Annotated in this window: 19 protein-coding genes; 5 read left to right on the forward strand and 14 right to left on the reverse strand. The window is 70.7% G+C overall.

The window, feature by feature from the left end:
- Positions 1–51: 51 nt before the first annotated feature.
- Positions 52–2,298, reverse strand: a complete 2,247-nt coding sequence (locus tag ABI385_RS08355; protein ID WP_348103292.1) for an ATP-dependent DNA helicase UvrD2 — start codon at positions 2,296–2,298, stop codon at positions 52–54.
- Between the two features lie 93 nt (positions 2,299–2,391).
- A complete protein-coding gene (locus ABI385_RS08360) occupies positions 2,392–2,856 on the reverse strand; it encodes a PPOX class F420-dependent oxidoreductase (protein ID WP_348103293.1) in 465 nt (154 codons plus the stop codon).
- 28 nt (positions 2,857–2,884) lie between these two features.
- Here ABI385_RS08360 and ABI385_RS08365 point away from each other — a divergent pair, with 28 nt between their 5' ends.
- Together ABI385_RS08365 and ABI385_RS08370 are read left to right on the forward strand one after the other, a co-directional pair.
- Positions 2,885–3,664, forward strand: a complete 780-nt coding sequence (locus tag ABI385_RS08365) for an SGNH/GDSL hydrolase family protein (RefSeq protein WP_348103294.1) — start codon at positions 2,885–2,887, stop codon at positions 3,662–3,664.
- Between the two features lie 105 nt (positions 3,665–3,769).
- On the forward strand, positions 3,770–4,039 hold the full coding sequence (locus ABI385_RS08370; RefSeq protein ID WP_348103295.1) for a mycoredoxin: 270 nt from the start codon (positions 3,770–3,772) through the stop codon (positions 4,037–4,039).
- Between the two features lie 60 nt (positions 4,040–4,099).
- Here ABI385_RS08370 and ABI385_RS08375 read toward each other — a convergent pair whose 3' ends face one another.
- The 3 genes from ABI385_RS08375 to nudC form a co-directional block, all read right to left on the reverse strand.
- Positions 4,100–4,465 carry a hypothetical protein gene (locus tag ABI385_RS08375; RefSeq protein ID WP_348103296.1) on the reverse strand — a complete coding sequence of 122 codons (366 nt, stop codon included), beginning with the start codon at positions 4,463–4,465 and terminating at the stop codon, positions 4,100–4,102.
- Entirely contained in the window at positions 4,462–5,292 is an 831-nt protein-coding gene (gene ppk2, locus ABI385_RS08380) for a polyphosphate kinase 2 (protein WP_348103297.1), read from the reverse strand. Before ppk2 ends, ABI385_RS08375 begins: the two co-directional genes overlap by 4 nt.
- Positions 5,293–5,354: 62 nt before the next feature.
- Entirely contained in the window at positions 5,355–6,302 is a 948-nt protein-coding gene (gene nudC, locus ABI385_RS08385) for an NAD(+) diphosphatase (protein WP_348103298.1), read from the reverse strand.
- An 88-nt stretch (positions 6,303–6,390) separates the two neighbouring features.
- Between nudC and ABI385_RS08390 the strand changes: the two genes are divergently transcribed.
- Positions 6,391–7,746: a phosphotransferase gene (locus ABI385_RS08390; protein ID WP_348103299.1), complete on the forward strand. Its 1,356-nt coding sequence runs from the start codon at positions 6,391–6,393 to the stop codon at positions 7,744–7,746.
- A 92-nt stretch (positions 7,747–7,838) separates the two neighbouring features.
- On the opposite strand, the gene ABI385_RS08395 is transcribed toward ABI385_RS08390, so the two are convergent.
- The 4 genes from ABI385_RS08395 to ABI385_RS08410 all read right to left on the reverse strand — a co-directional run bounded on the left by ABI385_RS08395 (position 7,839) and on the right by ABI385_RS08410 (position 16,320).
- Positions 7,839–9,116, reverse strand: coding sequence for an ArgE/DapE family deacylase (locus tag ABI385_RS08395; protein WP_348103300.1), 1,278 nt, complete (start codon positions 9,114–9,116; stop codon positions 7,839–7,841).
- Between the two features lie 96 nt (positions 9,117–9,212).
- Positions 9,213–12,716, reverse strand: a complete 3,504-nt coding sequence (locus ABI385_RS08400; RefSeq protein ID WP_348103301.1) for an ATP-dependent DNA helicase — start codon at positions 12,714–12,716, stop codon at positions 9,213–9,215.
- Complete coding sequence (locus ABI385_RS08405; RefSeq protein WP_348103302.1) at positions 12,713–15,970, reverse strand: ATP-dependent DNA helicase; 3,258 nt, start codon at positions 15,968–15,970, stop codon at positions 12,713–12,715. Before ABI385_RS08405 ends, ABI385_RS08400 begins: the two co-directional genes overlap by 4 nt.
- Positions 15,971–16,002: 32 nt before the next feature.
- Positions 16,003–16,320 carry an MGMT family protein gene (locus ABI385_RS08410; RefSeq protein ID WP_348103303.1) on the reverse strand — a complete coding sequence of 106 codons (318 nt, stop codon included), beginning with the start codon at positions 16,318–16,320 and terminating at the stop codon, positions 16,003–16,005.
- A 129-nt stretch (positions 16,321–16,449) separates the two neighbouring features.
- On the opposite strand from ABI385_RS08410, the gene ABI385_RS08415 reads away from it, so the two are divergent.
- Both ABI385_RS08415 and ABI385_RS08420 read left to right on the forward strand, forming a co-directional pair.
- A complete protein-coding gene (locus tag ABI385_RS08415; protein ID WP_348103304.1) occupies positions 16,450–17,127 on the forward strand; it encodes a TMEM175 family protein in 678 nt (225 codons plus the stop codon).
- A gap of 217 nt (positions 17,128–17,344) precedes the next feature.
- Positions 17,345–17,800: a glutaredoxin domain-containing protein gene (locus ABI385_RS08420; RefSeq protein ID WP_348103305.1), complete on the forward strand. Its 456-nt coding sequence runs from the start codon at positions 17,345–17,347 to the stop codon at positions 17,798–17,800.
- Positions 17,801–17,969: 169 nt separating this feature from the next.
- On the opposite strand, the gene ABI385_RS08425 is transcribed toward ABI385_RS08420, so the two are convergent.
- The 5 genes from ABI385_RS08425 to ABI385_RS08445 all read right to left on the reverse strand — a co-directional run bounded on the left by ABI385_RS08425 (position 17,970) and on the right by ABI385_RS08445 (position 23,099).
- Complete coding sequence (locus ABI385_RS08425) at positions 17,970–18,554, reverse strand: hypothetical protein (RefSeq protein WP_348103306.1); 585 nt, start codon at positions 18,552–18,554, stop codon at positions 17,970–17,972.
- Between the two features lie 108 nt (positions 18,555–18,662).
- Positions 18,663–19,097 (reverse strand): VOC family protein, encoded by a 435-nt coding sequence (locus ABI385_RS08430; protein WP_348103307.1) that lies wholly within the window; start codon positions 19,095–19,097, stop codon positions 18,663–18,665.
- 326 nt (positions 19,098–19,423) lie between these two features.
- Positions 19,424–20,188 (reverse strand): SDR family oxidoreductase, encoded by a 765-nt coding sequence (locus ABI385_RS08435; RefSeq protein WP_348103308.1) that lies wholly within the window; start codon positions 20,186–20,188, stop codon positions 19,424–19,426.
- Positions 20,185–21,555 carry an MFS transporter gene (locus tag ABI385_RS08440; RefSeq protein WP_348103309.1) on the reverse strand — a complete coding sequence of 457 codons (1,371 nt, stop codon included), beginning with the start codon at positions 21,553–21,555 and terminating at the stop codon, positions 20,185–20,187. Before ABI385_RS08440 ends, ABI385_RS08435 begins: the two co-directional genes overlap by 4 nt.
- A 497-nt stretch (positions 21,556–22,052) precedes the next feature.
- Positions 22,053–23,099, reverse strand: a complete 1,047-nt coding sequence (locus ABI385_RS08445; protein ID WP_348103310.1) for a D-2-hydroxyacid dehydrogenase — start codon at positions 23,097–23,099, stop codon at positions 22,053–22,055.
- Positions 23,100–23,193 lie beyond the last annotated feature (94 nt).

A 23,193-nucleotide genomic window follows, 5' to 3' on the forward strand; every position in this document is an offset into this window, starting at 1 on the left:
CTGGGTCTGCCTGACGAGAGTAGCCGCCGCCCGGATCGGCGGACAACCTATTTAGCGGATGTGCGCGGGATTTTTTTTTCGTCGAGGCTCGGCGGGGGCGGAGTCTGTTGTGGCAGAGGCCTTCTCGGCACCAGCCCTCTCCGCCACAGCATCAGGGTCGCCGCCGGCCAGGATCTCGAGGACGGCGCCCCCGTGCTGGTCCAGCTTGCGGGCGCCGACACCCGAGATCCGGGACAGGTCGGCGAGCGAACCGGGACGGGCCTCCGCGATGGCGGTCAGCGTGGCGTCGGTGAAGACGACGTAGGCGGGCACGGCGGTCGCCCGCGCCACTGCCAGCCGCCAGGAGCGCAGCGCCTCGTAGGTCGCGTCGTCGTAGGTCGGGGGACACGTGTCGCAACGGCCCACCTTGCGCTGTGCCGCAGTGGCGAGGTCGGTGCCGCAGGTACGACAGACGGCCGGTACGCGACGTGCCGGTGCCGATGCGGCAGCCCGCCCGCGGGCCGATCCGGCCGGTGCCGAGCGGGCGCCGGGGCCGAGGACCGAGGCAGTCGCGTCGAGGAACCGCGAGGGACGGCGGGAAGCACGACCGCCGGGGTTGCGCGCGGCGGCCCACGAGATGCGCAGCTCTCGGCGCGCGCGGGTGACCCCGACGTAGAGCAGTCGACGCTCCTCCTCGATGGCCTCGGCGCCTTCGGCCATCGAGATCGGGACGAGGCCGTCACTGCACCCGGCCAGGAATACCGTGTCCCACTCGAGCCCCTTGGCCGCGTGCAGCGAGGCGATCGTGACCCCCTGCACCGCCGGCGCGTGCTGCGACGCCGCCCGCTCGGCCAGCTCGCGGACGAGCTCCGGCAGGCGCGCCTCGGGCGCCGCGGCCACCAACCCGTCGGCGAGCGTGGCGAGCGCGTTGAGCGACTCCCAGCGTTCTCGCACCGCTCCCCCGCTGCGCGGCGCCACGGGGGTCCACCCGGCCCCGCCGAGGACGTCGCGCACCAGGTCGGGCAATGGCACCGTGCCGTCGTCGCTGCGTGCCGCCCCACGCAGCAGCAGCACGCCCTGGCGTACCTCCGAGCGCGAGAAGAACCGCTCTCCGCCGCGGACGAGATAGGGGACGTCGGCGGCCGCGAGCGCGGACTCGAACGCCTCCGACTGCGAGTTCGTGCGGACCAGGATCGCGATCTCGGCCGCCGGGTGGCCGCCAGCCACCAACCGGGAGATGTCGGCGGCCACGGCCTGGGCCTCCGCCGGGTCGTCGGCATGCTGGCTGAGGGTGGGCGCCGCACCCGGCGCCCCTTGCGCGCTGAGCTCGACGTAACCCGCACCGGTGCCGGCGGCCCAGGACGACGTCGGGGTGGTCGCCGCCCTGCCGGCGGATCGCACCACGAGGTTGGCCAGCCCAACGATCTCCGGGCTCGAGCGGTAGTTGCGCACCAGACGCACCACGCTGGCCTGGGGAAACCGGCGTGGGAAGCCGAGCAGGTGGGCCGGTGTCGCCCCCGTGAACGAGTAGATCGTCTGGGCCGGGTCGCCGACGACGCACACGTCGTCGCGCCCGCCCAGCCAGAGGTCGAGCAGCCGCTGTTGCAGGGCGTTGACGTCCTGGTACTCGTCGACCACGAAGTGGCGGTACTGGCCGCGGACCGTCCGGGCGACGTCGTCCCGGTCGGCGAGGATGCCCGCTGTGAGCAGCAGGACGTCTTCGAAGTCGATGACGCCCCGCTGCGCCTTGCACTCCTCGTAGGTCTCGAACAGCCGCGCCATCTCGCGCAGGTCGATGCCGGCCGGCTCGCGCCCCTGGGACCGGGCGTGCGCGGCATACGACTCGGGGGTGAGGAGGCTGACCTTGGCCCACTCGACCTCGGCAGCGAGGTCGCGGATCGCCGTGCGGTCGAACTGCATGCGCAGCCGGCTCGCTGCCTCGGCGACCACCGTGGCCTTGTAGGGGAGCAGCTCAGGCGCCGCTCCGCCGACGGCATGCGGCCAGAAGAAGTGCAGCTGACGCAGCGCGGCCGCGTGGAAGGTGCGGGCCTGGACCCCGGAGACACCGAGAGAGCGCAGCCGGGTCCGCATCTCCCCGGCCGCGCGTGCGGTGAAGGTGACGGCCAGGACGCGCTGCGGTTGGTAGGCGCCGGAGTGGACGCCGTAGGCGATCCGGTGGGTGATCGCCCGGGTCTTACCCGTGCCGGCGCCGGCCAGGACACACATCGGGCCAAGCGGGCTGGCCGCCACCTCGCGCTGCTCGGGGTCGAGCGCCGCGAGCACCTCGTCGGAGGTTGGGGTGACTGGGGGCGCGGTCATGACGCGCCCGAGTCTAGGTCGGCCGGCAGACACGCTTTCGACTCCCAGCCGACCCCAACTCGACCCCACTCGACGCAGCGGGACCAGGGTGGGTCAGCCGCGGACGGTCCCGTAGACGTGGCTGACGACCAGCCGGACAACGAGACGCCGGTCGTCGACCATGGCGCGGCGGTACTCGTCCCAGTCGGGGTGCTCGCTGCCGCTGGCGTCGCGGTAGACGCGGACCAGCTCGTCCACCACGTCGTCGTGCTCGTCGGCGGCGGTTCGGGACAGCCCGACATCTCCCTCGAGCACGGCGTATGACCACCCGCTGTCGTCGGTGACGACGAGAGAGGCTCGCGGGTCACGCCGCAGGTTCGCGACTTTGGCCCGGCCGTCGGTCGTGGAGATGCGGACGACGGCCCGGCCATCGTCGTTCGGATACCACGCGTACGTGACGACCGACAGCTGGGGGCGGCCGTCTCGTTTCGTGGTCGCGAGGACGGCATTGCGGCGGGAGGCAACCAGGGCCGCGACACCGGCTGGGACGTCGGAAGGCTGGAGAGGCATACGGGCCATCACACCACCGTCCCTAGGCTGGTCGTCCATGACCCTCGAGTACGTCGCGCTCGGCAGCTCGTATGCGGCGGGGCCGGGCCTCGGCGACCGGGTCCGGACGCGCCCCCGTCAGGCGGGCCAGTCGCGGCACAACTACGCGCACCTGGTGGCGGCACGGCTGGCCGCCGAGCTCACCGACGTGACGAGCTCGGGTGCGACGACCCTTGATCTGCTGGAGACCTCGCAGTTCGGCCAGCCACCTCAGGTCGAGGCGCTGACGCCTTCGACCGGTCTCGTGACGATCACGGCGGGGGGCAATGACGTCGGCTACCTCCCCGGAGTGATCATGGCGACGCTCCCGTCTCTCGTCCGACGGCTTCCTCGGTTACGTGCCGTGGCGGACGCCACCCTCGACCCCCAGGGGTTCGACGACCGGCTCGCAGAGGTCGGACCGCGGCTGGTCCGTCTCGTCGAGGAGGTCCACCGGCGCTCGCCCGAGGCCCGGGTGCTCCTCGTCGACTACCTCACTCTGCTGCCACCCGAACCGATGAGCGCGGTGCGAGGCCTGTCCTCAGACGAGCAACGGCTGCTGCGCGCGGTGGGCGACCGGCTGGCGGCAGCGACCGCCGAGGCATCGACCCGCTCGGACGCCGAGCTGGTCACCGCGTCTCGCGCGAGCCTCGACCACCACGCGTGGTCGGCCGATCCGTGGACGACGTCGGTGGCCGCCATCGCGCCCTGGCGGGCAGGAGTTCCTTTCCACCCCAACCGGACCGGTATGCGGGTGGTTGCCGGCCTGGTCGTCGACGCCATCACGTCGGGTCGGTGATCCGGGGGGGTCGGGAAGGTTCTGACCCGGCCACCGGTTGACCGAGTCATCTGCCGAGTCAGTCGTTGTCGAGTCCTACCCGTGTCCGCCCGAGGAGCGCCCCCCGTGTCCGTCCAGTCTCCGACCGCCCCCGAGGCGGGAACGATCACGCTGTTCAGCACGAGCTGGTGCGGCTACTGCGCCCGGCTGAAGGCCCAGCTGAAGCGAGAGGGGATCTCGTTCACCGAGGTCGACATCGAGCAGGACCCGCTGAGCGCGAGGTTCGTCGAGCAGGTCAACCGCGGCAACCAGACGGTGCCCACCGTGCTCTTCCCCGACGGCAGCGCGGCCACCAACCCCAGTCTGATCGAGGTCCGGCAGCGCCTCGGCGGGTGATGTTGCACAGCCGGGAACGGCTTTGCGGCGGCGTAGGACCCGGTTTGGTAAGAACACCGACTATCCGGACAGGTTCGTGGACGCGGGTCGAATGTTCAGCCCAGCCAGCCCGGCGGGGGTCATCCGGCCCTGTTCCACCAACGCAACCGCGAGTCGCCGGTTGCGCTCCGAGGTCGTGCCTCGGGTTCGCCTCGGGGTGAACCGTTGCAGGTACGAGTCGTCGTCCCACGGATGGCGAGTGCTCTCGCTCCAGCCGAAGCACAGCCCCTCCTCGAGCAGGTCTGTGAAGGTGGCCGACGGCACCTGGGACCCGGCCCGCCGAAGGCGCACCCAGACACCTGCATGCTCGGCGTGGTTGTCGACGAGCCATTCGTGAAGCTCGGTGAGGGTCGAGAAGGCCTGTACCGGCATGCCCTCGTAGATCATCGGGCGGCGCTCTGCAGAAACTCGGCCGCGACGTCGGGGACGTAGCGTTGCGTGTCCTTGGGTGGACGGTGCTCGTGCTTGGCCTTGGGGCGGTGCGGGATCTGGACCTTCGGGGGGTCCAGCTCGGCGTAGGGTAACGACCCGAGCAGGTGGCTGATGACATTGATCCGGGCCGCCTTCTTGTCCTCGGACTCGACCACCCACCACGGCGACATCTCCACGTCGGTGCGGGCCATCATGGCGTCCTTGGCACGCGAGTAGTCCTCCCAGCGGGTGATGGACTCGAGGTCCATCGGTGAGAGCTTCCACCGGCGCATGGGGTCTTTCGCGCGCGAGCGGAACCTCGCCTCCTGCTCCACGTCGGAGACCGAGAACCAGTATTTGCGCAGCATGATCCCGTCCTCGATGAGCATCTGCTCGAACAGCGGGGCCTGTCGCATGAACCGGTCGTACTCCGCGTCGGAGCAGAACCCCATGACGCGTTCGACGCCGGCCCGGTTGTACCAGGACCGGTCGAACAGCACGATCTCCCCGGCGGCCGGCAGGAGCGGGACGTAGCGCTGGAAGTACCACTGCGACCTCTCGCGGTCGGTGGGTGACGGCAGGGCTGCGACTCTGACGACGCGTGGGTTGAGCACCTCGGTGATGCGTTTGATGGCGCCGCCCTTGCCTGCCGCGTCACGGCCCTCGAACAGCACCACCACGCGGGAACCGCTCGTCTTGACCCATTCCTGCAGGACGACGAGCTCGGACTGCAGGGCGGCCAGCCGCTCGTCGTAGGCTTTCGTGGGGATCTTGGCCAGACCCGAGGCGGTCTTCTTGGACATGACGTGATCCAACCATGCTCGTCATCGATCGCCCCGGGACGTCGAGGTGAGTTCGAGCGGGGTCAGCCGATGACGTCGACGACCTTGTGGCCCAGCCAGTGCTCGATCAGGCGCTGCGCGATCGAGATCCCGCTAGGCGTGCGAATCTCGTTGCTGCGCAAAGCTTCCACGTAAGCATCACGGGTGAACCAGCGCGCCTCCACCATCTCGACGAGGTCCGGATGCAGGTCCGTGGTGAGGGCTCGGGCCCGGAAGCCGATCATCGCCGACTGCGGAAACGGCCACGGCTGGTTCCCGAGGTAGGTCACGTCCGTGACGGGCACACCCACTTCCTCCATGACCTCGCGGGCAACCGCGGCCTCGAACGACTCCCCCGGTTCGACGAACCCGGCCAGGACCGAGAACCTGCCTTCCGGCCACTGGCTGCCCCGGCCGAGGAGCAGCCGGTCGTCGTCGTCGACCACGGCCATGATGACCGCCGGGTCGGTGCGCGGGTAGTGCTCGCTGCCGTCGCGCTCGCACCGCCGGGTCCAGCCCGCGTTGTCCGACTGCGTCGCAGCGCCGCAGCGGGGACAGCAGGGGTGGGACAGGTGCCAGTTCACCAGGGCGAGGCTGGTGGTGAAGAGGCCCGCGTCACGGTCACCCAGCGCTTCGCCCGCCTGGCGCAGGGTCTGCCAGTCGCCATGTCCGGCCAGCGTAGGCTCGCCGATGACGGCCACGTAGGCCGCGCGCTCGCCGCCGCTGTCGACCCCCTCACCGAGGAACATCGCCGGGCGTCGACGGTCCTCCGGGACGGGAGCCCGCAGAGCGAGGGTGACGCCCGCCCCGCCCGAGTCGGTGTCCCCCCTCGTGTCGTCGACCTCCATGGTGTCCCCCACGACGACCGCGACGACCGTGTCAGGGTCGGCGAGCAGGGTGTCGAGCAGATCGGGCTGGTTCCTGCGATGGGCCGCGCGGTCGAGCGTCCCCCGGCACAGCGGTAGCTCGCCGAGGAGGTCAGAGCCGGGCACGACGCCACCCTACGCAGTCGACGCAGGCGCGCCCGACGCACGTCCCGGGCTGCGCGGTCTCGGGTGCCCCACGGCATACGGTGTGGGCGTGAGCAGGACGCCCACCTACCTTGCCGCGCTCGCGAGCGGCGCCGTGCCCGGTCTCGACCCCGTTGCCGTCCGCGCCGCGCGCAGCCGTCCCGGCGACGCGTACGATCTCGCGTTCGTCACCGACACGCAGCGGCGCGCCTGGGCGGTCCGGGCTCCGCGCTCGGCCGCGGCCGGTGCCGAGCTGGACGTTGTCGTCACCTTGCTGGGGCTCCTGGTGCGGCGCGTGCCGTTCGGGGTCCCGGTGCCGAGGGGCTTCGCGGCCGTCGCGGAGGGACGCGCCGTCGTCTATCCCTACCTGCACGGGCGCTCCGTGGTCCTGGAAGCCGTCGACCCGGGGCCTGGGGTGGCCGCCGAGATCGGTCGGACGCTGGCCGCGCTGCACAACGTCGACCGGGCAGTGTTCGACGAGGCCGGGGTACCGGCCTATGACGCGGAGTCATGGCGCACCCGCCGGCTCGCGGACCTGGACCGCGGCGCGGCGACCGGTCATGTCCCCACGGCGCTGCTGTCACGGTGGGAGCGAGCGCTCGAGGATGTCTCGGCGTGGCGGTTCGCGCCGACGCCGGTGCACGGCGACCTGGTGGGCGACCGGATGCTGGTGAGCTTCTCTGACGAGGGCGACCCGGCGACGGCCTCGATGCGCGGCGTCACCGGGTGGGACCAGGCCCGGATCGGCGACCCCGCCGACGACCTCGCGCCCGTGCTGGACCGGTGCCGGGAGGAGACGGTCGACAGTGTCTTCGAGTCCTACGCCCTGGCCCGGATCGAACGTCCGGATGCCCACCTGCGCCGCCGAGCCCGGCTCGCGGGAGAGCTGCGGCACCTGGCACGGCTGCTCATCGCGGTGAGCGCAGGTGACCCGGGGCTAATCAGTGCGAGCGCCTCGGGGCTGCGCGCGCTCGACGAGCGGACGGCCGCCGGTCCCGGCCTCGACGCGCCCGAACCTGCACTGCCCGTACGCCCGCGGCCGGCTCCCACGAGCCCGTCTGCTCCGGGGCCGAGCGCGGTGACCGACAGCGGGGAGAGCGGTGCGGGCGGGGACGGGAGTGAGACGTCCGAGACGCAGGAGGAGGACACCCAGCTGCTGCAGACCGGGGACGACGCCGAGGCGACCACGGTGATCCCCCACGAGGAGCTCCTCCGCCTGCGTGCCGCCGAGGCCGTGGCTGACGACGACGAGTTCGGCGACCTGCCCGCCCTGGCCGACCTGCCCGCCGAGGGGGAACCGGTCGCCGACGAGCCCGTCCCCGACAAGACCGTGCCCGACGAGGACGAACCCGACAAGACCGTGCCCGACGAGGACGAACCCGACGAGCCCGTGCCCGTGCCCGACGAGGACGAACCCGCTCACTGAGCTCACGTTCTTATCGACCGAACTTGGATGTTTGCGGGTTTTGGACGGTTCGCCGCGCCAGAACCGGCAAAGGTGTGAGTTCGGTCGAGGAGTCAGAGGTGGGCGCCACAGCGGCGCACGGCCAGCACCGTCAGGGCCCGTGCCACCCCGATGACCTCGTCGAGGTCGACCCTCTCGTGCGGAGAGTGGGCGTCGCGCACGTCGCCGGGCCCGAAGTGCAGCGTCGGGATACCGCCGATTCCGGCATAGAGGCGCAGGTCGCTGCCGTAGGGGGCGGCCGCGGTCTGCGGCACAGCGCCACCGGTGTCGCCGACCGCGCGTTGCACCTGCTCGACCAGCACGTGTCCGGGGGCGAGCTCACCGCTGGCGAACTGGCCGCCCGGCCACGTCACCACGGGAGCGTGCCCGCGCAGCCACGGGTCCGCGGAGGCCGCCTGCGCGACCGCTTCGTGGAGGTCCGCCCTGGCCTCGAGGACGTCTTCGCCGAGCCGCACCCCGAACCGCCCCTGGGCGACGAGCCGGTCGGGCACGGTGCTTGCCCAGTCACCGGACCGCAGGACCCCGACCGAGATCGGGTAGGGAAGCCGGTTGTTTCCGAACCGCGGGTCGGGCTGGGCGTTGCGTCGCCGTTCAAGGTCAGCGAGTGCGAGATGCAACGGCAGGTAGGCGTCGACCGCCGAGTACCCCTCGTAGCGGGTGCTGCCGTGCGCGGCGAGGCCTGACACGGTGATCTCGAAGGTGAGCGCACCTGCCGTCGCGGTGACAAGCTGCCCCGAGGTGGGTTCGGTGATGACGGCGACCTCGCCGGCGTGGCCGCGCAGCATGGTCGCGAACGCGCCCAGGCCGCCGTCCTCCTCGCTGACGACGCTGTGCACGGCAAACGGTTTCTCGAGCCGTAGGCCGCTGCGCCGCAGGGCACGGACGACGGCGAGGTTGACGGCCACGCCGGCCTTCATGTCGCAGGCACCACGTCCGTGCAGCGTCCGTCCCTCGATGTGCCCGGCGAACGGGTCGACGGCCCACGAACCAGGGTCGCCCACCGGCACCACGTCGATGTGGCCCTGCAGCACCAGCCCAGGGGTTGTGACACCGTCCCGCCCGGGCAGCACCCCCACCAGCCCGGATGCCTCCGACCGGTCCGCCTCCGACCCGGGGAACCGTGAGTCTGCTTGCAGCGCTTGCAGATCCACCGACCACGCATCGACGTCGAGCCCCTCGCACTCCAGCAGTCGACCGTGCAGGTGCTGCAGCTCCGACTCCGCGGCGCTGCCCGTGATGCTGGGGACACGCAGCAGGTCGACCAGTGTCCCCACCAGGTCGTCCTCGTCGAGGGCGGTCAACGCGCGGGTCTCGGCGTCGGTCAGCGGCATACGAGCAGCGTAGGCATGCGAGCCGCGCCGGCCGCTGTGACGTCGAAGCGACCGAGAGGGCTCAGGCGGGCAGCACGGGCGTCCCGGGTTCAGGGCTCAGGCGGGCAGATCTGCCAACAGGGTGCGCAGCGCGCGTTCTCCGGGGATGGACGGCCGCACCGTCCGACCACTCTGGGCGTAGTAGAACGCCGCGTCGACCATCCGAGCCCGTATGCCCCGCAGCCGCGAGTAGGCGACGGCGTAGGCACCCAGCTGGATCGCGCGGGTGCGGGCCTGCTTGCCGGTGGGCTCGGCCCCGGTCTTCCAGTCGACGATGGTGAACCCCCCGTCGTCTCGCGAGAAGACCCCGTCGATGCGTCCTCGGATGGCAAACCCCTCGAGCACGGTCTCGACCGAGATCTCGATGGCCTCGGGGGTTCGGGACGCCCACTCGCTGGCCAGGAAGAGGTCCTTCATCCGCGCCAGGTCCGCCGCGCTCGCATCGTCCGGCGCTGTCTCGTCGGCGCTCCCCGGCAGGTCGAGCACGTCGACGAAGGCGGCTTTGGCGTAGTGCTGCTCGACCCACGCGTGGAACGCCGTCCCTCGCCGCGCCGCTAGCGCGGGCTCGGCGGGCATGGGGCGCCGCAGCGACATCGCGAACCGGTCGCGGTCGGTCGCGAGCTGCACGACCGCCGACGCCGACAGATGACGCGGCACCTCGACGACAACCTCTCGACGCGTGCGACCGGCGTCCCGCTCGGCCAGCAGGAGATCGAGGTCCGCGGCGGTGGCCGGGTCGACCGGAGCAGCCCGCTTCGCCCCCTCGAGGTCGTTCACTGCCGCGGCCACGCTGGCGACCGCCCCGGCGAGTGCCGCTCGGCGGTGCTCCATCGGGTCGAACGGCCACGGGTGGGCGACCGGTTCGGCGAGGCGCGGGTTGCTCGCCTTGGCGCCGTCCGGGGGGACGGGCATCTGCGCCCACGTACCGACCTCGACCAGCCTGCTGGTCGCGCTGGTGGTGCTGGCCGTGGGCGCCACGAGCTCCTCGAGGAAGAGCGAGGTCACCCTCGGGGTCGACCCGTCACCCCAGACCGGGGCGGACAGGAGCAGGTGCGAACGGGCCCGGGTGAAGGCGACGTAGGCCAGCCGTCGTTCCTCGGCGATCGCATGCTCACCGCCTCGGATCGCGAACTCCTCGTAGGCGGCGAGCAGCGACTCCCAGTCGGCGGCCGCCCGCCAGCGGAACTGCGGCAGCCCGTCGGCGTCTCCGCGCAGCTCGTAGGGAACGCCGTCGGCTCCGCTGCACCAGCCTTTGTCCTTGAGCTCGGAGACCTCCCAGTGGTCGCCCTTCCACGCGCTGGGCGCACCGCTCTCGCGGGCCGGGAACGACGCGTCGACCAGTCCGGGGACCGCCACGCAGTCCCATTCCAGACCCTTCGCTGCGTGCACCGTGAGGACCTGGACCGCATCCAGAGACGTCTCGATCGTCGGAGCGTCGAGACCCCGCTCCTGCTCGAGGGCGGCGTCGAGCCAGACCAGGAAACCGCCCAACGTCGGCCGGTCCGCGGACGCGGAGAACGTCGCCGCCACCTCGGCGAAGGCGTCGAGGTGTGCGCGCGCGGTCGACATCGTGTGCTCCGGGCGGGCCAGCACCTCGATGTCGAGACCGAGCGCCCGCTCCCCCTCCCCGACCAGCTCGGCGAGCGGCAGACCGGTCAGCCGTCGGAGTTCGTCGACGACCAGACGCAGGGCGTGCAACCGGGCCAGGGCGGCCTCCGAAACGCGCTGCCCCTTGGAGCCTCGCCATCCAGCGCTGGGCAGGTCGTCGAGCGCCTCGACGATGCTGGCCCGGTCGGAGCTCTCGGGCGCCTGGTCGCGCACCTGGCCAGGCGTGGGGTGACGCAGCAGTCCGGACTCGTCGGCCCCCCGCTGCTCCACGTCGATCTCGTCCGCGTCCTCGAACACCTCGTCGGGGTCTGCCTCGAGACCCGGCAACGCGACCACGTGCGGTAAGCCCCCGGAGGGCGCGCCCTGCCGCGACCGCGCCCAGGTGGCCAGACCGTCGAGGTCCGCTGGTCCGAGCCGGCAGAACGGACCGGTCAGCAGCCGCATCAACCGGTCGCCGCGGGTGGGGTCCTGGACGACCCAGAGCAGGCATACGAGGTCGTTGATCTCCGGGGTGAGGAGCAGGCCGCCGAGACCGACCACCTCGACGGGCAGGTCGAGCTTCTTGAGCGCGTCCACCACGAGCCCGAACTGGGACCGTTTGCGGCACAGGACCGCTGCGCTGAGCGTGCTTCGTCGGCCGCTCGGGCTGCGCCAGCGGCTCGCGACCCACTGGGCGACGTAGGCCGCCTCCTGCTCGGTCGTCTCCAGCCGGACCGCCTCCACCCGTCCGGGACCGGCCTCGGGGCGGGCTCGTAGCGGGGCGACGACGGCCGAGGGCAGCGGCCCGGAGGTGACGTTGGCGACGGCGAGGATCGCGTGGTCGTTGCGCCAGCTGGTGCTGAGGGGGAGTACCGGCGCCGCGCCCTGGTCGTCTCCGAACTCGATGGGGTAGCGCAGCAGCGTCGTGGCGCTGGCACCCCGCCAGCCGTAGATCGACTGGTGCGGGTCGCCGACCGCTGTCACCACGACCGGCTCGCCGGCGCAGACGAACAGCGAGCGCAGCATGACGAGCTGCGCCTCGGAGGTGTCCTGGAACTCGTCGAGCAGCACCGCCCGGAACCGGGCCCGCTCGACCTGCCCGATCTGCGGCACCTCCTGGGCGAGCCGCGCGGCGAGGGCGATCTGGTCGCCGAAGTCCAACGCGTCGCGCCGGCGCTTGAGGTCGAGGTAGGCCCGCACCATCGGCAGGATCGCCCGCCGGTTGCGCAGCGCAGGAAGCACCTTCTCCTTCTCCATGGGGTTGATGCGCTTGCGGGTGACTCCCTTGGGGACGAGGTCCATCGCCGCCACGAAGTCGTCGATGTAGGCCGCGACCTCCTCCGGCTCCCTCAGGTGCTCGGCCAGCTCACCGGCCAGCGACACCACGGCGGCGGTGACGGTCGACTCGGCGGAGACCAGGTCATCGACGTCACCCGCGTAGTGGCTGACCACCTCGTCGGCGTACTGCCAGGCGGCCGCCTCGGAGAGCAGCCGCGACTCCGGTTCGTACCCGAGCCGCAGAGCGTGCTCGCGAACCAGCCGACCGGCGTACGCGTGGTAGGTCGAGACGACCGGTATGCCACCGAGCGGCTCGGCGCCGTCCTCGTCGAGCCCCCGAGGGGTCCAGATCTGCTCACGGACCAGCCGGCGCAGCCGACGGCCGATCCGCTCGGCCAGCTCGGTGGCGGCCTTGCGGGTGAAGGTCAGGCCGAGCACCTGGTCGGGTTCGACGTGCCCGTTGGCAACCAGCCACACCACCCGCGAGGCCATCGTCTCGGTCTTGCCCGAACCAGCCCCCGCGACGACGAGCAAGGGACGGGCTGGGTCCGCCTCGATGACGGACCGCTGCTCGTCGGTCGGCGGCGGGAGTCCGAGTGCGGTGGCGAGGCTGACGGCCGTATGCCTGGGCGGCGCAGGTGGCTGGGACGAGGTGGCGGTCGCCGGCGAGGAGGGCGGGCGAGTGGCAGCGGTCATCGCCGGCTGTTCCCCTCAGGCTGGGCCGGGCAGGAGGTGCGTACGGGGCAGAACTTGCACCACGTCCCGGGGGTGGCCGGGAAGCTGGCGCCACCCATACCGTCGGCCGTCTGCGCGACCAGGTCGGCCGCCCAGCGCGGGTCGGGCTGGCCGACCAGCGGCGGCTGGTCCTGGAGGAGCGGCTTCGGCGAGGAGAGGCCGGCAGCCTTGCCGAGGTGCAGGAGCGCTGCACCGCCGGAGACGGTGCCGTCGCCGGGAAACGCTCCGTGCTCGACGGCCAGCTGGTAGGTCCCGAGCTGGGGATGGGTCGGGAGGTCGTTGGGGGAGGGCTTGCTGCTGCCCGTCTTGAGGTCCACCACGCGCAACGTCCCGTCCGGCCCGCGCTCCAGCCGGTCGACCCGACCGCTGATCGTCGCCCGGCCGACGTCCACCCGGACCGGAGCCTCGGTCCGCAGCTTCTCCCACTCACCGGGGTCGCCGAAGTAGGCGGCCAGTCGGCTCGCCATCAGGTGGGCCAGGTCCCGTTGCCGGTCCGTCGCCCATCCGGGCGGCAGTCCCAGCCGGCCCCAGCGTCGCTCGACCTCGGCGATCAACACATCTGGGTCGGTCTCGTCACCGAGCTCGTCGGCGATGTCGTGGATCAGGGTCCCGAGGTTGGCCGAGCCCTGGCTCGGAGAGTCCCCACCCGCACTCGTCAGCGCCCACCGGAGCCGGCAGTCCCCGAAGCTCTCCACCTTCGACGGCGACAGGCGTACCTGCTGGTCGGGGTGTCGGAGGGGCCGCTCGTCGGTGAGCGTCCGCTGCACCCACCACTGCGCCGGGTCGGCACCGGGCACACCCTCGACCGTCAGTCGGGCCAAGGCCGTCGCCGCGGCGCTCGCGGACGACGCGTCGCCCAGTATGAGCCGACGACGCAGCTGGGCGACGAGGCTCGGCAGCGAGAAGACGACATCGAGTTCGGTGAAGGCGCGCAGCTCGAGGGCTGCCCTGCTGGGGCCGCCGGGGCCGTCGGCCTGACCGTCGGATGGGTCCTGCGGGTCCTGCGGGTCCTGCGGGTCCTGCGGGTCGACGAGGGGGTCGACGAGGTCGAGGTAGACCGACGGCTGGTCGTCCTCGCTGCGTACGGCGGTGACCAGCAGCCGATCGCTGGCGCGTGAGACGGCAACGAGGAACAGTCGCGTCTCGTCGTAGCGGACGGCTGTCTGGGCGGCCCGGAAGCTGCGGTCCCTCCCGGTGAGGACCGCGACCAGCTCCTCCGAGCCGAGCAGCGACCCGCGCAGGCGTAGGTCGGGCCAGACACCTTCCTGGACGCCGGCCACCGCGACGTGTCGCCACTCGCGACCCGCAGCACCCGCCGGTGTCAGCAGCGCCACGCCGTCACCGGACTGGGCCCGAGCCGCCAAGGTGTCGCCGGGGACGTCCTGCCCCTGGATGTGCTCGAGGAAGGCGTCGGGGCCGGACGCCGGCAGCCGGTCGACGAACCGGGCCGCGGCGTCGAACAGCGCCAGGACCGCGTCGAGGTCGCGGTCGGCGCGCGCACCACGCCTGCCCCCGCGCAGCGCCAGCCGGCGCCACCGCTCGGCCACGCCGAGCGAGTCCCAGACGGCCCAGAGCACGGACTCGGCCGTCACATCCGGAGCCCAGGAGCGGACCTGGTCGACCTCGACGACCCGGGCCGCCTTGACCCCCACCGCGACGGCCGTCGCGAGCCGGGCCAGCGGCTGGGCGTCGTGTCCCAGGGCGGTCGCGTGCCCGGGTTCGACGAGCACGTCCGCGAGCAGCCGGTCGCTGGTCCGCTCCCCGCCTGCCTCGAGCTCCTCGCGGCGTAGCAGCCGTCGAAGGCGGCGCAGGCCGACGGCGTCGCTTTCCCCGAGCGGGGACAGCAGCAGGTCGACGGCGCGAGCCGGCTCGACCTCGTGGTCGCGATCGAGCGCGAGCGCGAGCACGGTCTCCAGCAGAGCGAGCAGCGGCTGGACGGCGACCTCGTCGCGCACCGGGGTCTCGCTCGGCGAGGGCAGCATCGGCACGCCTTGGGCCATCAGGATCCGGCGCAGCGTGCCCTCTCGGCCCTCGCTGCGCACGATGACCGCCATCTCCCCCCACGGCACCCCCTCCAGCAGGTGGGCCCGACGCAGCCACGCGGCGATGTGGGCCGCCTCCTGAGCCGGCGACCGCAGCAGGGCGACGGTGGCTTCACCCCCGTCGCGCAGGGGGCGGGGCGTGCGCTGACGGCCGCCGCCCAGTGCCCCGATCCGCGTGCTGAGCGTGGCGCTCACCCCCGCGAGGGTCGACGGGAGCCGGTATGCCGTCCGCAGGACGATGGTGGGCGGCTCACCATCGCCGGGGATGCGGCGCCCGAGATCGGTCCAGGCGGCGGCGAGGATTCTCGGGTCAGCGCCCCGGAAGGTCTGGACCGCCGTGTCCGGGTCCCCGATGAGAACCACGTCGGAGCCCGCCCGGGCAACCACTGAGACCAGCCGGGCCGCGGCGGACGTCAGCTCCTGTGCGTCGTCGACGACCACGAGCCGCACTTGTGCGGCGACCCGCGCGAGCGCCTCGGGGTCGTCCTCGACCAGGTCGGCGGCCGCCGTGAGGATCCAGGCCGGGTCGTAGGCACCCGGCCGCGAGAAGGCGGTCACCTGGTCGTACTCCTCGAGCACCTGCGCCGCGGCTGCCCATTCGGGCCGGCCGTGCTCGGCGCCGAGCCGGGCCAGCTGCCCCGCCTCGACCCCGTGCTCCACGGCACGCATCAGCAGGTCGCGCAGCTCGGCCCGGAAGCCACGCTTGTCCAAGGCGACCTGCACGTGCTCGGGCCACGCAGGCGCGGGGCTGTCGCCGTGGGCATGGCCGTCGAGCAGCTCACGCAGCACGACGTCCTGCTCGGGCCCGCTGATCAGCCGAGGGGCCTCGTCTCCGCGCAGCGCGGCGGCCTGCCGGAGGATCCCGAAACCGAACGCCTGGTGCGTCCGGGCCAGGGCCTCGGTCGAGGTGCGGTCGAGCCTGGCGGTGACCCGCTCGCGCAGGCTGGCGGCGGCCACCCGTGTCGAGGTCAGCAGCAGGCACTGGTCCGGGGTGAGTCGCCCCGACGCAACGCGGTCGACGACCAGCTCGACGGCGGTCGTGGTCTTGCCGGTGCCGGGCGCCCCGAGGACCCGGACCAGGGGCTGGCCGTACGTGGCGAGCACGGACAGCTGCTCGTCGTCGAGGCGGGGAGTCTCGACGACGAGGGCCGGAGCTCGTCGCAGCTGAACCATTGCCTCATCCCACCACGCGCAGCCGACACCGGTCAGGGTGGCGGACCAGCCCAGCGAGCCCGCGACAGGTCGACCCGAACGCCGTCCAGGGTTCCACGCACCAGGGGCGTCGACTCCTCCCGGTAGTGCTCCAGCGCTCGCTCCTCCAACCCGCGCGGTGGCCACCCGCCGGCCCGCACCACCCGCCACCACGGCATATCTGACCCGTAGCGGCTCATCACGTTGCCGACGAATCGCGGCCCCCGGCCTCCGACCAGCTCGGCGATATCACCGTAGGTGAGGACGTAGCCCTCCGGGATCTGCTCCACCACCTCCAGGACGTCCTCGACCTTCTCCGGCAGGGACTCCACCGGTTCATCTTCCCAGCCCCCGGCCCGGATCCATTGCTGGACGCGGATCCCACGTTCTTGTCCGTGCGGGGGGTTCATCACGGCCCAGCGGGGTCGGAAACCCGGCAGCACTAGGCTGGCCCGGACACCATGGATACTCCACTGATCGCAGGCGGTTTGCTACCTTTGCGCACCGAACGCGGTCTGGGTCGCCTCGTGACGTTCCTGGACGCGGTGGTCGCCATTGCCATCACGCTGCTGGTGCTGCCGCTGGTCAACCTACTCGGGGACGGCTCGCAGGACCACGACCTTGGTGCCCTGCTCGCAGCGCATCAAGCCCAGTTCGGTTCGTTTCTGCTGAGCTTCGTCGTCATCGCCACCGCCTGGCTGTCCCACCACCGACTGATCGAGCGGGTTGGCGCCTACGACGAAGCATTCCTGCTGCTCAACCTGGCCTGGGTGCTGACCGTCGTCGTGCTGCCATTCAGCGCGCAAGTCATCGCCGACTTCCAAACCCAGCGACTGTCCGTCGGCATCTACGTCGGCACCATCGCGCTCAACTCGGCACTGGGCACGGCGCTGGCGCTGCTTGTCCATCGCCGTCCTACGTTGCGACGCGGGGGCGACGCGGGCCACGGATCGAACCCGTTGGCCCCGCTGGTGACTACCGGTCTGGCCTTCCTGGCCCTGGTCGTGGGCGTCGCCCTACCTGCCGTCAACTTCTACGCGCTCCTCCTACTGCTCCTTAGCCGACCACTCACATGGTTGATCCGACACGTTCATCCACAAGACCTGATCCGGCGCGTTCATCCCAAAACTGAGCGGTAGGGCCCACGCGAGACCGGACGAAGCGTAGGCATGATGAGCCCCACCGAGAGGCTCCGTATGGTTGCGAGCAAGGCTGTGCCGCCGACCACTCCCGCCATTCCCCTACGGAACGGTCTCCGCGCTCGCCGAGGGCTGGCGTAGGTCGTCCGGTCGTCGTTGTCGCCTGCGCGCCGGCTCCATGGCGAGTCGCGGCACTGGCGCGTTCTAACCTTGGGGCATGGACGAAGAGCACGATCGCCCCAGACGGCGGGTTGCGCAGCGTTGGGTGCCGTCCGCGCTGGTCGTAGTCGTAGCCGTCATCACCATCGCTCCGGGCAGGCTGAACGCCGTGGCGCTCGCCGCGGCCGGCGTGCTGATGGTCCTGGCGTGGGCGCTCTCGCCGTGGTTCTTCCCGCGGTCACGGACCGATAAGGCCGCCCGCGAGCTGGCAAGCACACGCAACGTGCCGTTGATCTACTGGCGACCCGGTTGCAGCTACTGCCTGCGACTACGGATCGCTCTGGGGTTGGCTGGGAACCGGGCGGTGTGGGTGGACGTGTCGCGCAGCGATGCCGCCTCCGCCCGGGTCCGGGAGGTCAACGAAGGAGACGAGACCGTGCCGACGGTGTTTGTGGGCTCGTCCCCGCAGGTGAACCCGAGCCCCCAGTGGGTCCGGGACCGCCTCAACGCCTAGCCAACGGTGCAGTATCCACCGCTGGGGCGCGGCAACGTCTAGCGCCTGTCAACGGCGCCGCCGGTGAACCTGATCTCCGAGGTCGAGATGCTGGACGAGTCCCGGGACCAGCGATACCGGGACCGCGCAGGGGCTTCGACTCGGCTTGGGACGGCTTTCTGGAGCAGCCTTAGCTGATCGTTCGCAGCGCTGGCCAGATGGTTGACCAGGGCGCGCGCGTCCCCGTGCATACCGACACGGCCTTTCCTTGCTCACTGTTGTGAATGCCGTGGCGGTTGTCGATGTGGGCGACGTCGTTGTGACCAGGGAAGACTGGAGGCAGCCCGACGCCCAGCAGCACCAGCGGGCTGGCCTCGCTGTAGTCGTTGGTCAGGATCACCGCGTGGGCCCGCTGCGCCGGGGGCAGCGTCGCCACAACCTCGTCCACGATGGCGACGAACTGCGGCCAACCGACCTGGTTGGCCGTCTCCGGATAGGAGGCGGGCAGCGAGGTCTTCGCATAGGCAGCGACGGGCAGGATCGGCAGGGTCAGGTACGTGATGAGCGGGCCCGAGATCGCGGCGGCCGCGGCGAAGCCACCGGCGTGCGGTGCCGATCGCGTAGTAGGCCTTGCCTCCGCTGACGACGACGAGGGCCAACGCGACCAGGGTGCGGCTGCGTTCGCGGCCAGGACCCCACCCGTATAAGGGGGTCGGGATGCTGGTGACTGCTCGGGCTGCGGAGGTCGCGGCTGGGACCGCCGGCAACAGCTCACGTCATCCCTGCACGACCGCGAACCATGGGTGAGCGGCTCCGCTGGCGTTCAGACGTCGACTCATCCGTTCGATGACCTCGATCCAACGCGCCTCACCAGGCAGGACGACTAGTCGAGGCAGAATTCGTTGCCCTCGACGTCCTGCATCACGAGGCACGATTCGTTTTCCTCATCGGCGAGCAGCAGACGCAGGCGCCGAGCTCCGAGCGATTCCAGGCGAGCCGCTTCAGCCTCAAGCGTAGAGACGCGCTCATCGCCAGTCAGCCCGACCCCGACTCGCACGTCGAGGTGTAGCCGGTTCTTCACCGTCTTGGTCTCGGGCACCCGCTGGAAGAACAACCGTGGTCCGACCCCGTCCGGATCCTGGCAAGCCCAGGTCGAGCCCTGGCTCTGAACGGGGAGCGAGGCATCAAACGCATCCCACGAAACAAACCCCGGCGGGATCGGAGGGTCGACGTACCCCAGCACGGCCTTCCAAAACTCGGCAACGCCTCGCGGATTCGCGCAGTCGAAAGTCACCTGCACCTGCTTCACCCTCGCCATCAACCCAGGGTAGTCAAGCACCATCCGGCCGTCTCGATCCGGCACCGGGTTTCGGGCGACGTTGGTGACGTCGTTGGCGCTCGTCCACCCGGCGACGTGGTCGAGCGTCTTAGCACCGGTGAGTCCTGGCCCTTGACCCGCCGACGAGGCGACGCCGGGCCATGTGCCAGGTCTGGATGGGCAGCAGGTGGTCGTTGATCGTTGCCTTGTGCGCGGTCCCGACCGTCGGACCAGTCTTGCCCAGCTCCCCCCGACCAACTCCACCCCGACCAGGTCCATACAGCGGACCGGAGATGCCCACCTACCCGCCACCCGGCTATCCGTACTCAGACCACAGCGGTCATGCCGCCGTCGACGTAGAGGATCTGGCCGTTGACGAAGTCCGAGGCGGGCGACGATAGGAACACCAGGGCACCGACGAGATCCTCGACCCGGCCCCAGCGCCCAGCCGGCGTCCGGGTTCGCACCCACTGTGTGAACTCCTCGTCCTCGACGAGGGCCTTGGTGAGCTCGGTGTCGAAGTACCCCGGGCACAGGGCGTTGCTCTGGATTCCGAGCGGAGCCAGGTCGGCGCACAGGCCGCGGGTCAGCATGACGATGCCACCCTTGGTGGCGCTGTAGGGGGCGATACCGGGCCGGGCCAGCTGACTTTGGACCGAGCCGATGTTGACGATCTTGCCGCTCCCCCGAGCGGCCATCCCCCGCCCGACGCGACGGGACATCAGGAACGCGCTGGTCAGGTTCGTCGCGAGCAGGTCGTTCCAGTCCTCGAGACTGAAGTCGAGAAACGGGCTGCGCCGCTGGATGCCGGCGTTGTTGACGAGGATGTCAGGCGTGCCCCACTCTCCTTCGATCTCGGCTACCCCCTCGTCGACCTGGGTAGCGTCGGTGACGTCGAAGGTTCTGGCCAGAGTCTCACCACCGGTCGAGGTCGCCAGCATGCGTGCCGAGTCCTCGGCGAGCTCCCTGTTCCTGCCGTGCACGACGACCCGCGCGCCCGCCTCGAGCAGCCCCTTCGCCAGGGCGAGCCCAATGCCGCGGCTGGACCCGCTGACCAGGGCGGTGCGTCCGCTCAGGTCGAAGGTGCTCACCGTGTCAGGGCCCCGGCGGCCTGCACCTCGTCGACCGCGTCAGGGACGGCCGTCAGGTCGCGACGTAGGGTCTCCGGGGTGACGAAGGTCGTCGCGAAGGTGATCGCGGCGAGCCCGAAGGTGTAGATACCGAGCGGGACCCATGACCCGTCATAGATCTTGATGAGGATCGCACCGAGGATTCCCGCCAGCCCGCCGGCCAACACGGCACTGAACTCTCGGGCGATCGCAACCCCGAGGTAGCGATGCCGGGAACCGAAGAGCTCGGGCAGCAGGGCACACTGCGCGCCGAGCATCGTGTTGACCCCAAAACCAATCATCACGGCAATGAGGACAATGACGAGCCAGGGCTGGCCCAGCGAGATGAGATACCAGCTCGGGAACGCGAGGACAAGTAGGACAACGGACCCGAACCGGTAGACGGGTACTCGTCCGACCCGGTCGGAGATGTGCCCCGCCCACGGCACCGTGACCATCCCGATCAGCGACCCCACGGCGACGGCCACCGGCCCGATCGACTTGGCGACGCCTACGGTGCCGGTGGCGTAGGCCACGGCCAGCGTGTTGAACAGGTAAGAGCCGCCGTTCTCCGCCATGCGAAGACCGATCCCCCGCAGGACGGTGCCGAAGGAGTGTCCGAAGATCTCCTTCATAGGGTGCTCGGAGATCTGGTCGTGCTTCTCCAAGGCGACGAAGGTCGGGCTCTCTTGTAGCCGCATGCGGATGAACAGGGCGATGAGGATGAGCACGAAGGAGGCGAGGAACGGGATCCGCCACGCCCAGCCGAGGAGCACGTCATTCGGCAGGCCGCCGAGGTATACGAACACCATCGCGGCCAGGAGCGTGCCGCCCTGGATGCCGATGAACGGCAGAGCGGAATAGAATCCGCGCCGACGGACCGGTGAGTATTCCGCCATGAGCACGGTGGCGCCGGCCTGTTCGGCCCCGGCGCCGAAACCCTGGCACAGCCGCAGGAAAACCAGCAGAATCGGTGCCCACACGCCGATCTGGTCGTACGTCGGCAAAGCTCCGACCAGGGTGGACGACCCGCCCATGAGCAGGACGGTCACCACGAGGACCCACTTGCGTCCGAGCCGGTCTCCGATCGTGCCGAAGAACAGGCCACCGAGCGGGCGGGCGACGAAACCCACGCCGAACGTGGCGAAGCTGGCGATCAGGGCGGTGCTGGCGTCCAGCGACGTGAAGAAGACTTTGGAGAAGATCAGCGCCGACGCCAGGCCGTAGAGCGCAAAGTCGTAGTACTCCAGCGCGCTACCCGCGGTGCTGGCGAGAGTCGCTCGCCGCAGGTTCACAGCGTAGTCGGGGTCGTCGATGCCCTCGACCGGCGGCTGCAGCTTCTCACTCACGCAAGCACGTCTTCCTTGACAGGTCTCACCTCGGCGTCGACCGGTGCATTCGCGCTCACGGTCACTCGCTCACGGTCACTGCCGCCGCAGATGCGCAGCGAGATTAACAGTCTGGTGACCGTCCTACAAGGTACGAACGCACCAGACGTAGTGGCACCGTGGACGAGGGGGTTGGTCAGGTTGTTCTGGGCTTGCCGCAGCTCTCTGGCGATGGACTCGACGAAGACGGCACGAGAACAGCACCACAGAAGACCCCGGGGTGCAGACCGTTGTCTACCGCGGTCAAGGCGGCGGGAAACCGGCTGCCGATGCTCGCGGACTGGTTGAACCGCGAGGTAGGCCGCGCCCAGCTCGACCGTACGACGCCCGAGCAGATACCCCTGGGGTGCGGGTAATCATGCCGCTCTCCTCAAGGGTTGCGCCCAGGTTGACCGTCGAGGACGTGGCCGCCCCGATCCCTTGCGCGATGGTTCCGGTCCCTGGGCTGATCCGGGGGGTCAGTAGAAGTCAACGGTGTTCACCACGTTTCTTAAAGGCCTTCCATCCAACAGCCGGGAAGCGTTGTCGGCGAAGAGCTCCGCGATCAGCCGATCCTCGGCGGCGTTCAGGGCGGCAGTGTGCGGACTGACCAGAACGTTGGGATGCGACCACAGGCGACTCGTCGACGCCAGCGGTTCCTCGGCGAACACATCGAGGGCCGCGAACCCGATTCGACCATCGTCGAGGGCATCCAGGAGCGCTAGCTCGTCGACGACGGTGCCGCGGCCGACGTTGACAAGGATGGTCCCGGGCCGGCACGCGCCGAGGACGTCGACGCCGATGAGTCCGTCCGTCGAGGCCGTCCCAGGCAAAGTAAGGACGATGGCGTCGACCTCGGGTACCACAGCCACGATCTCGTCGACACGGATGACCCGGTCAACGTACTCAACCGGATGCGGGTGCAAGCTGCTGCCCACTACGACGGCGCCGAGCGCCGACAGCAGTCGCGCTACCTGAGAACCGATCCCCCCGAGACCGGCGACAAGCACCGTCATCTCGGACAGCTGTCGCATCTCCCACCGCCCAGGCCACACCTTGTCGCGCTGCTGGGTAAGCAGTCGCCCAAGGTCCTTAGCGCCGGCAAGGACTCCGAAGACCGCGAACTCAGCCAGAGGACCGCCGTGCACTCCCGCGGAGGTGGTGAAGACGACGCGATCCAGGTCGGCGCGCGAGAGTCCGGCGGCCTTGACTTGGGCGCCTCCACCCGCGGCCATCGTGTGCACCCACTTCAGCGCGCGGTTGCTTCCAACGGTCCGGGCCAGGACGTTCGGGTCGACGTCGGGTATGCCGTATAGGGCCTCGGCGGAGTCGAGCATCGCCTCGAAGACGTCCTGTTCCTTCAGGGTGCGCCGGAAGTTCGGGTCCCCCGAGAAGTCGGCGGGATGCCGCATAGGCGGATAGAGACTCTGGTCGCGCACCAGGTCCACTCGAGGTTCCATGGTCTCGATGACGGCGCAGTTGGTCTCGCTGAGCGGCGACGCCACAACAACCCGAAGTCTGTCCATATCCGTGCTCGCCCTCGCTCGATGAACGTCCCGGGACGAGGACGTCCTCAATCCGGTCAGTTCAGCGGAGTGAGCCAGACTCCACCAGGCTGAC

The sequence above is a fragment of the Lapillicoccus sp. genome, assembly GCF_039935575.1.
In the GTDB taxonomy this organism is placed as follows: domain Bacteria; phylum Actinomycetota; class Actinomycetes; order Actinomycetales; family Dermatophilaceae; genus Lapillicoccus.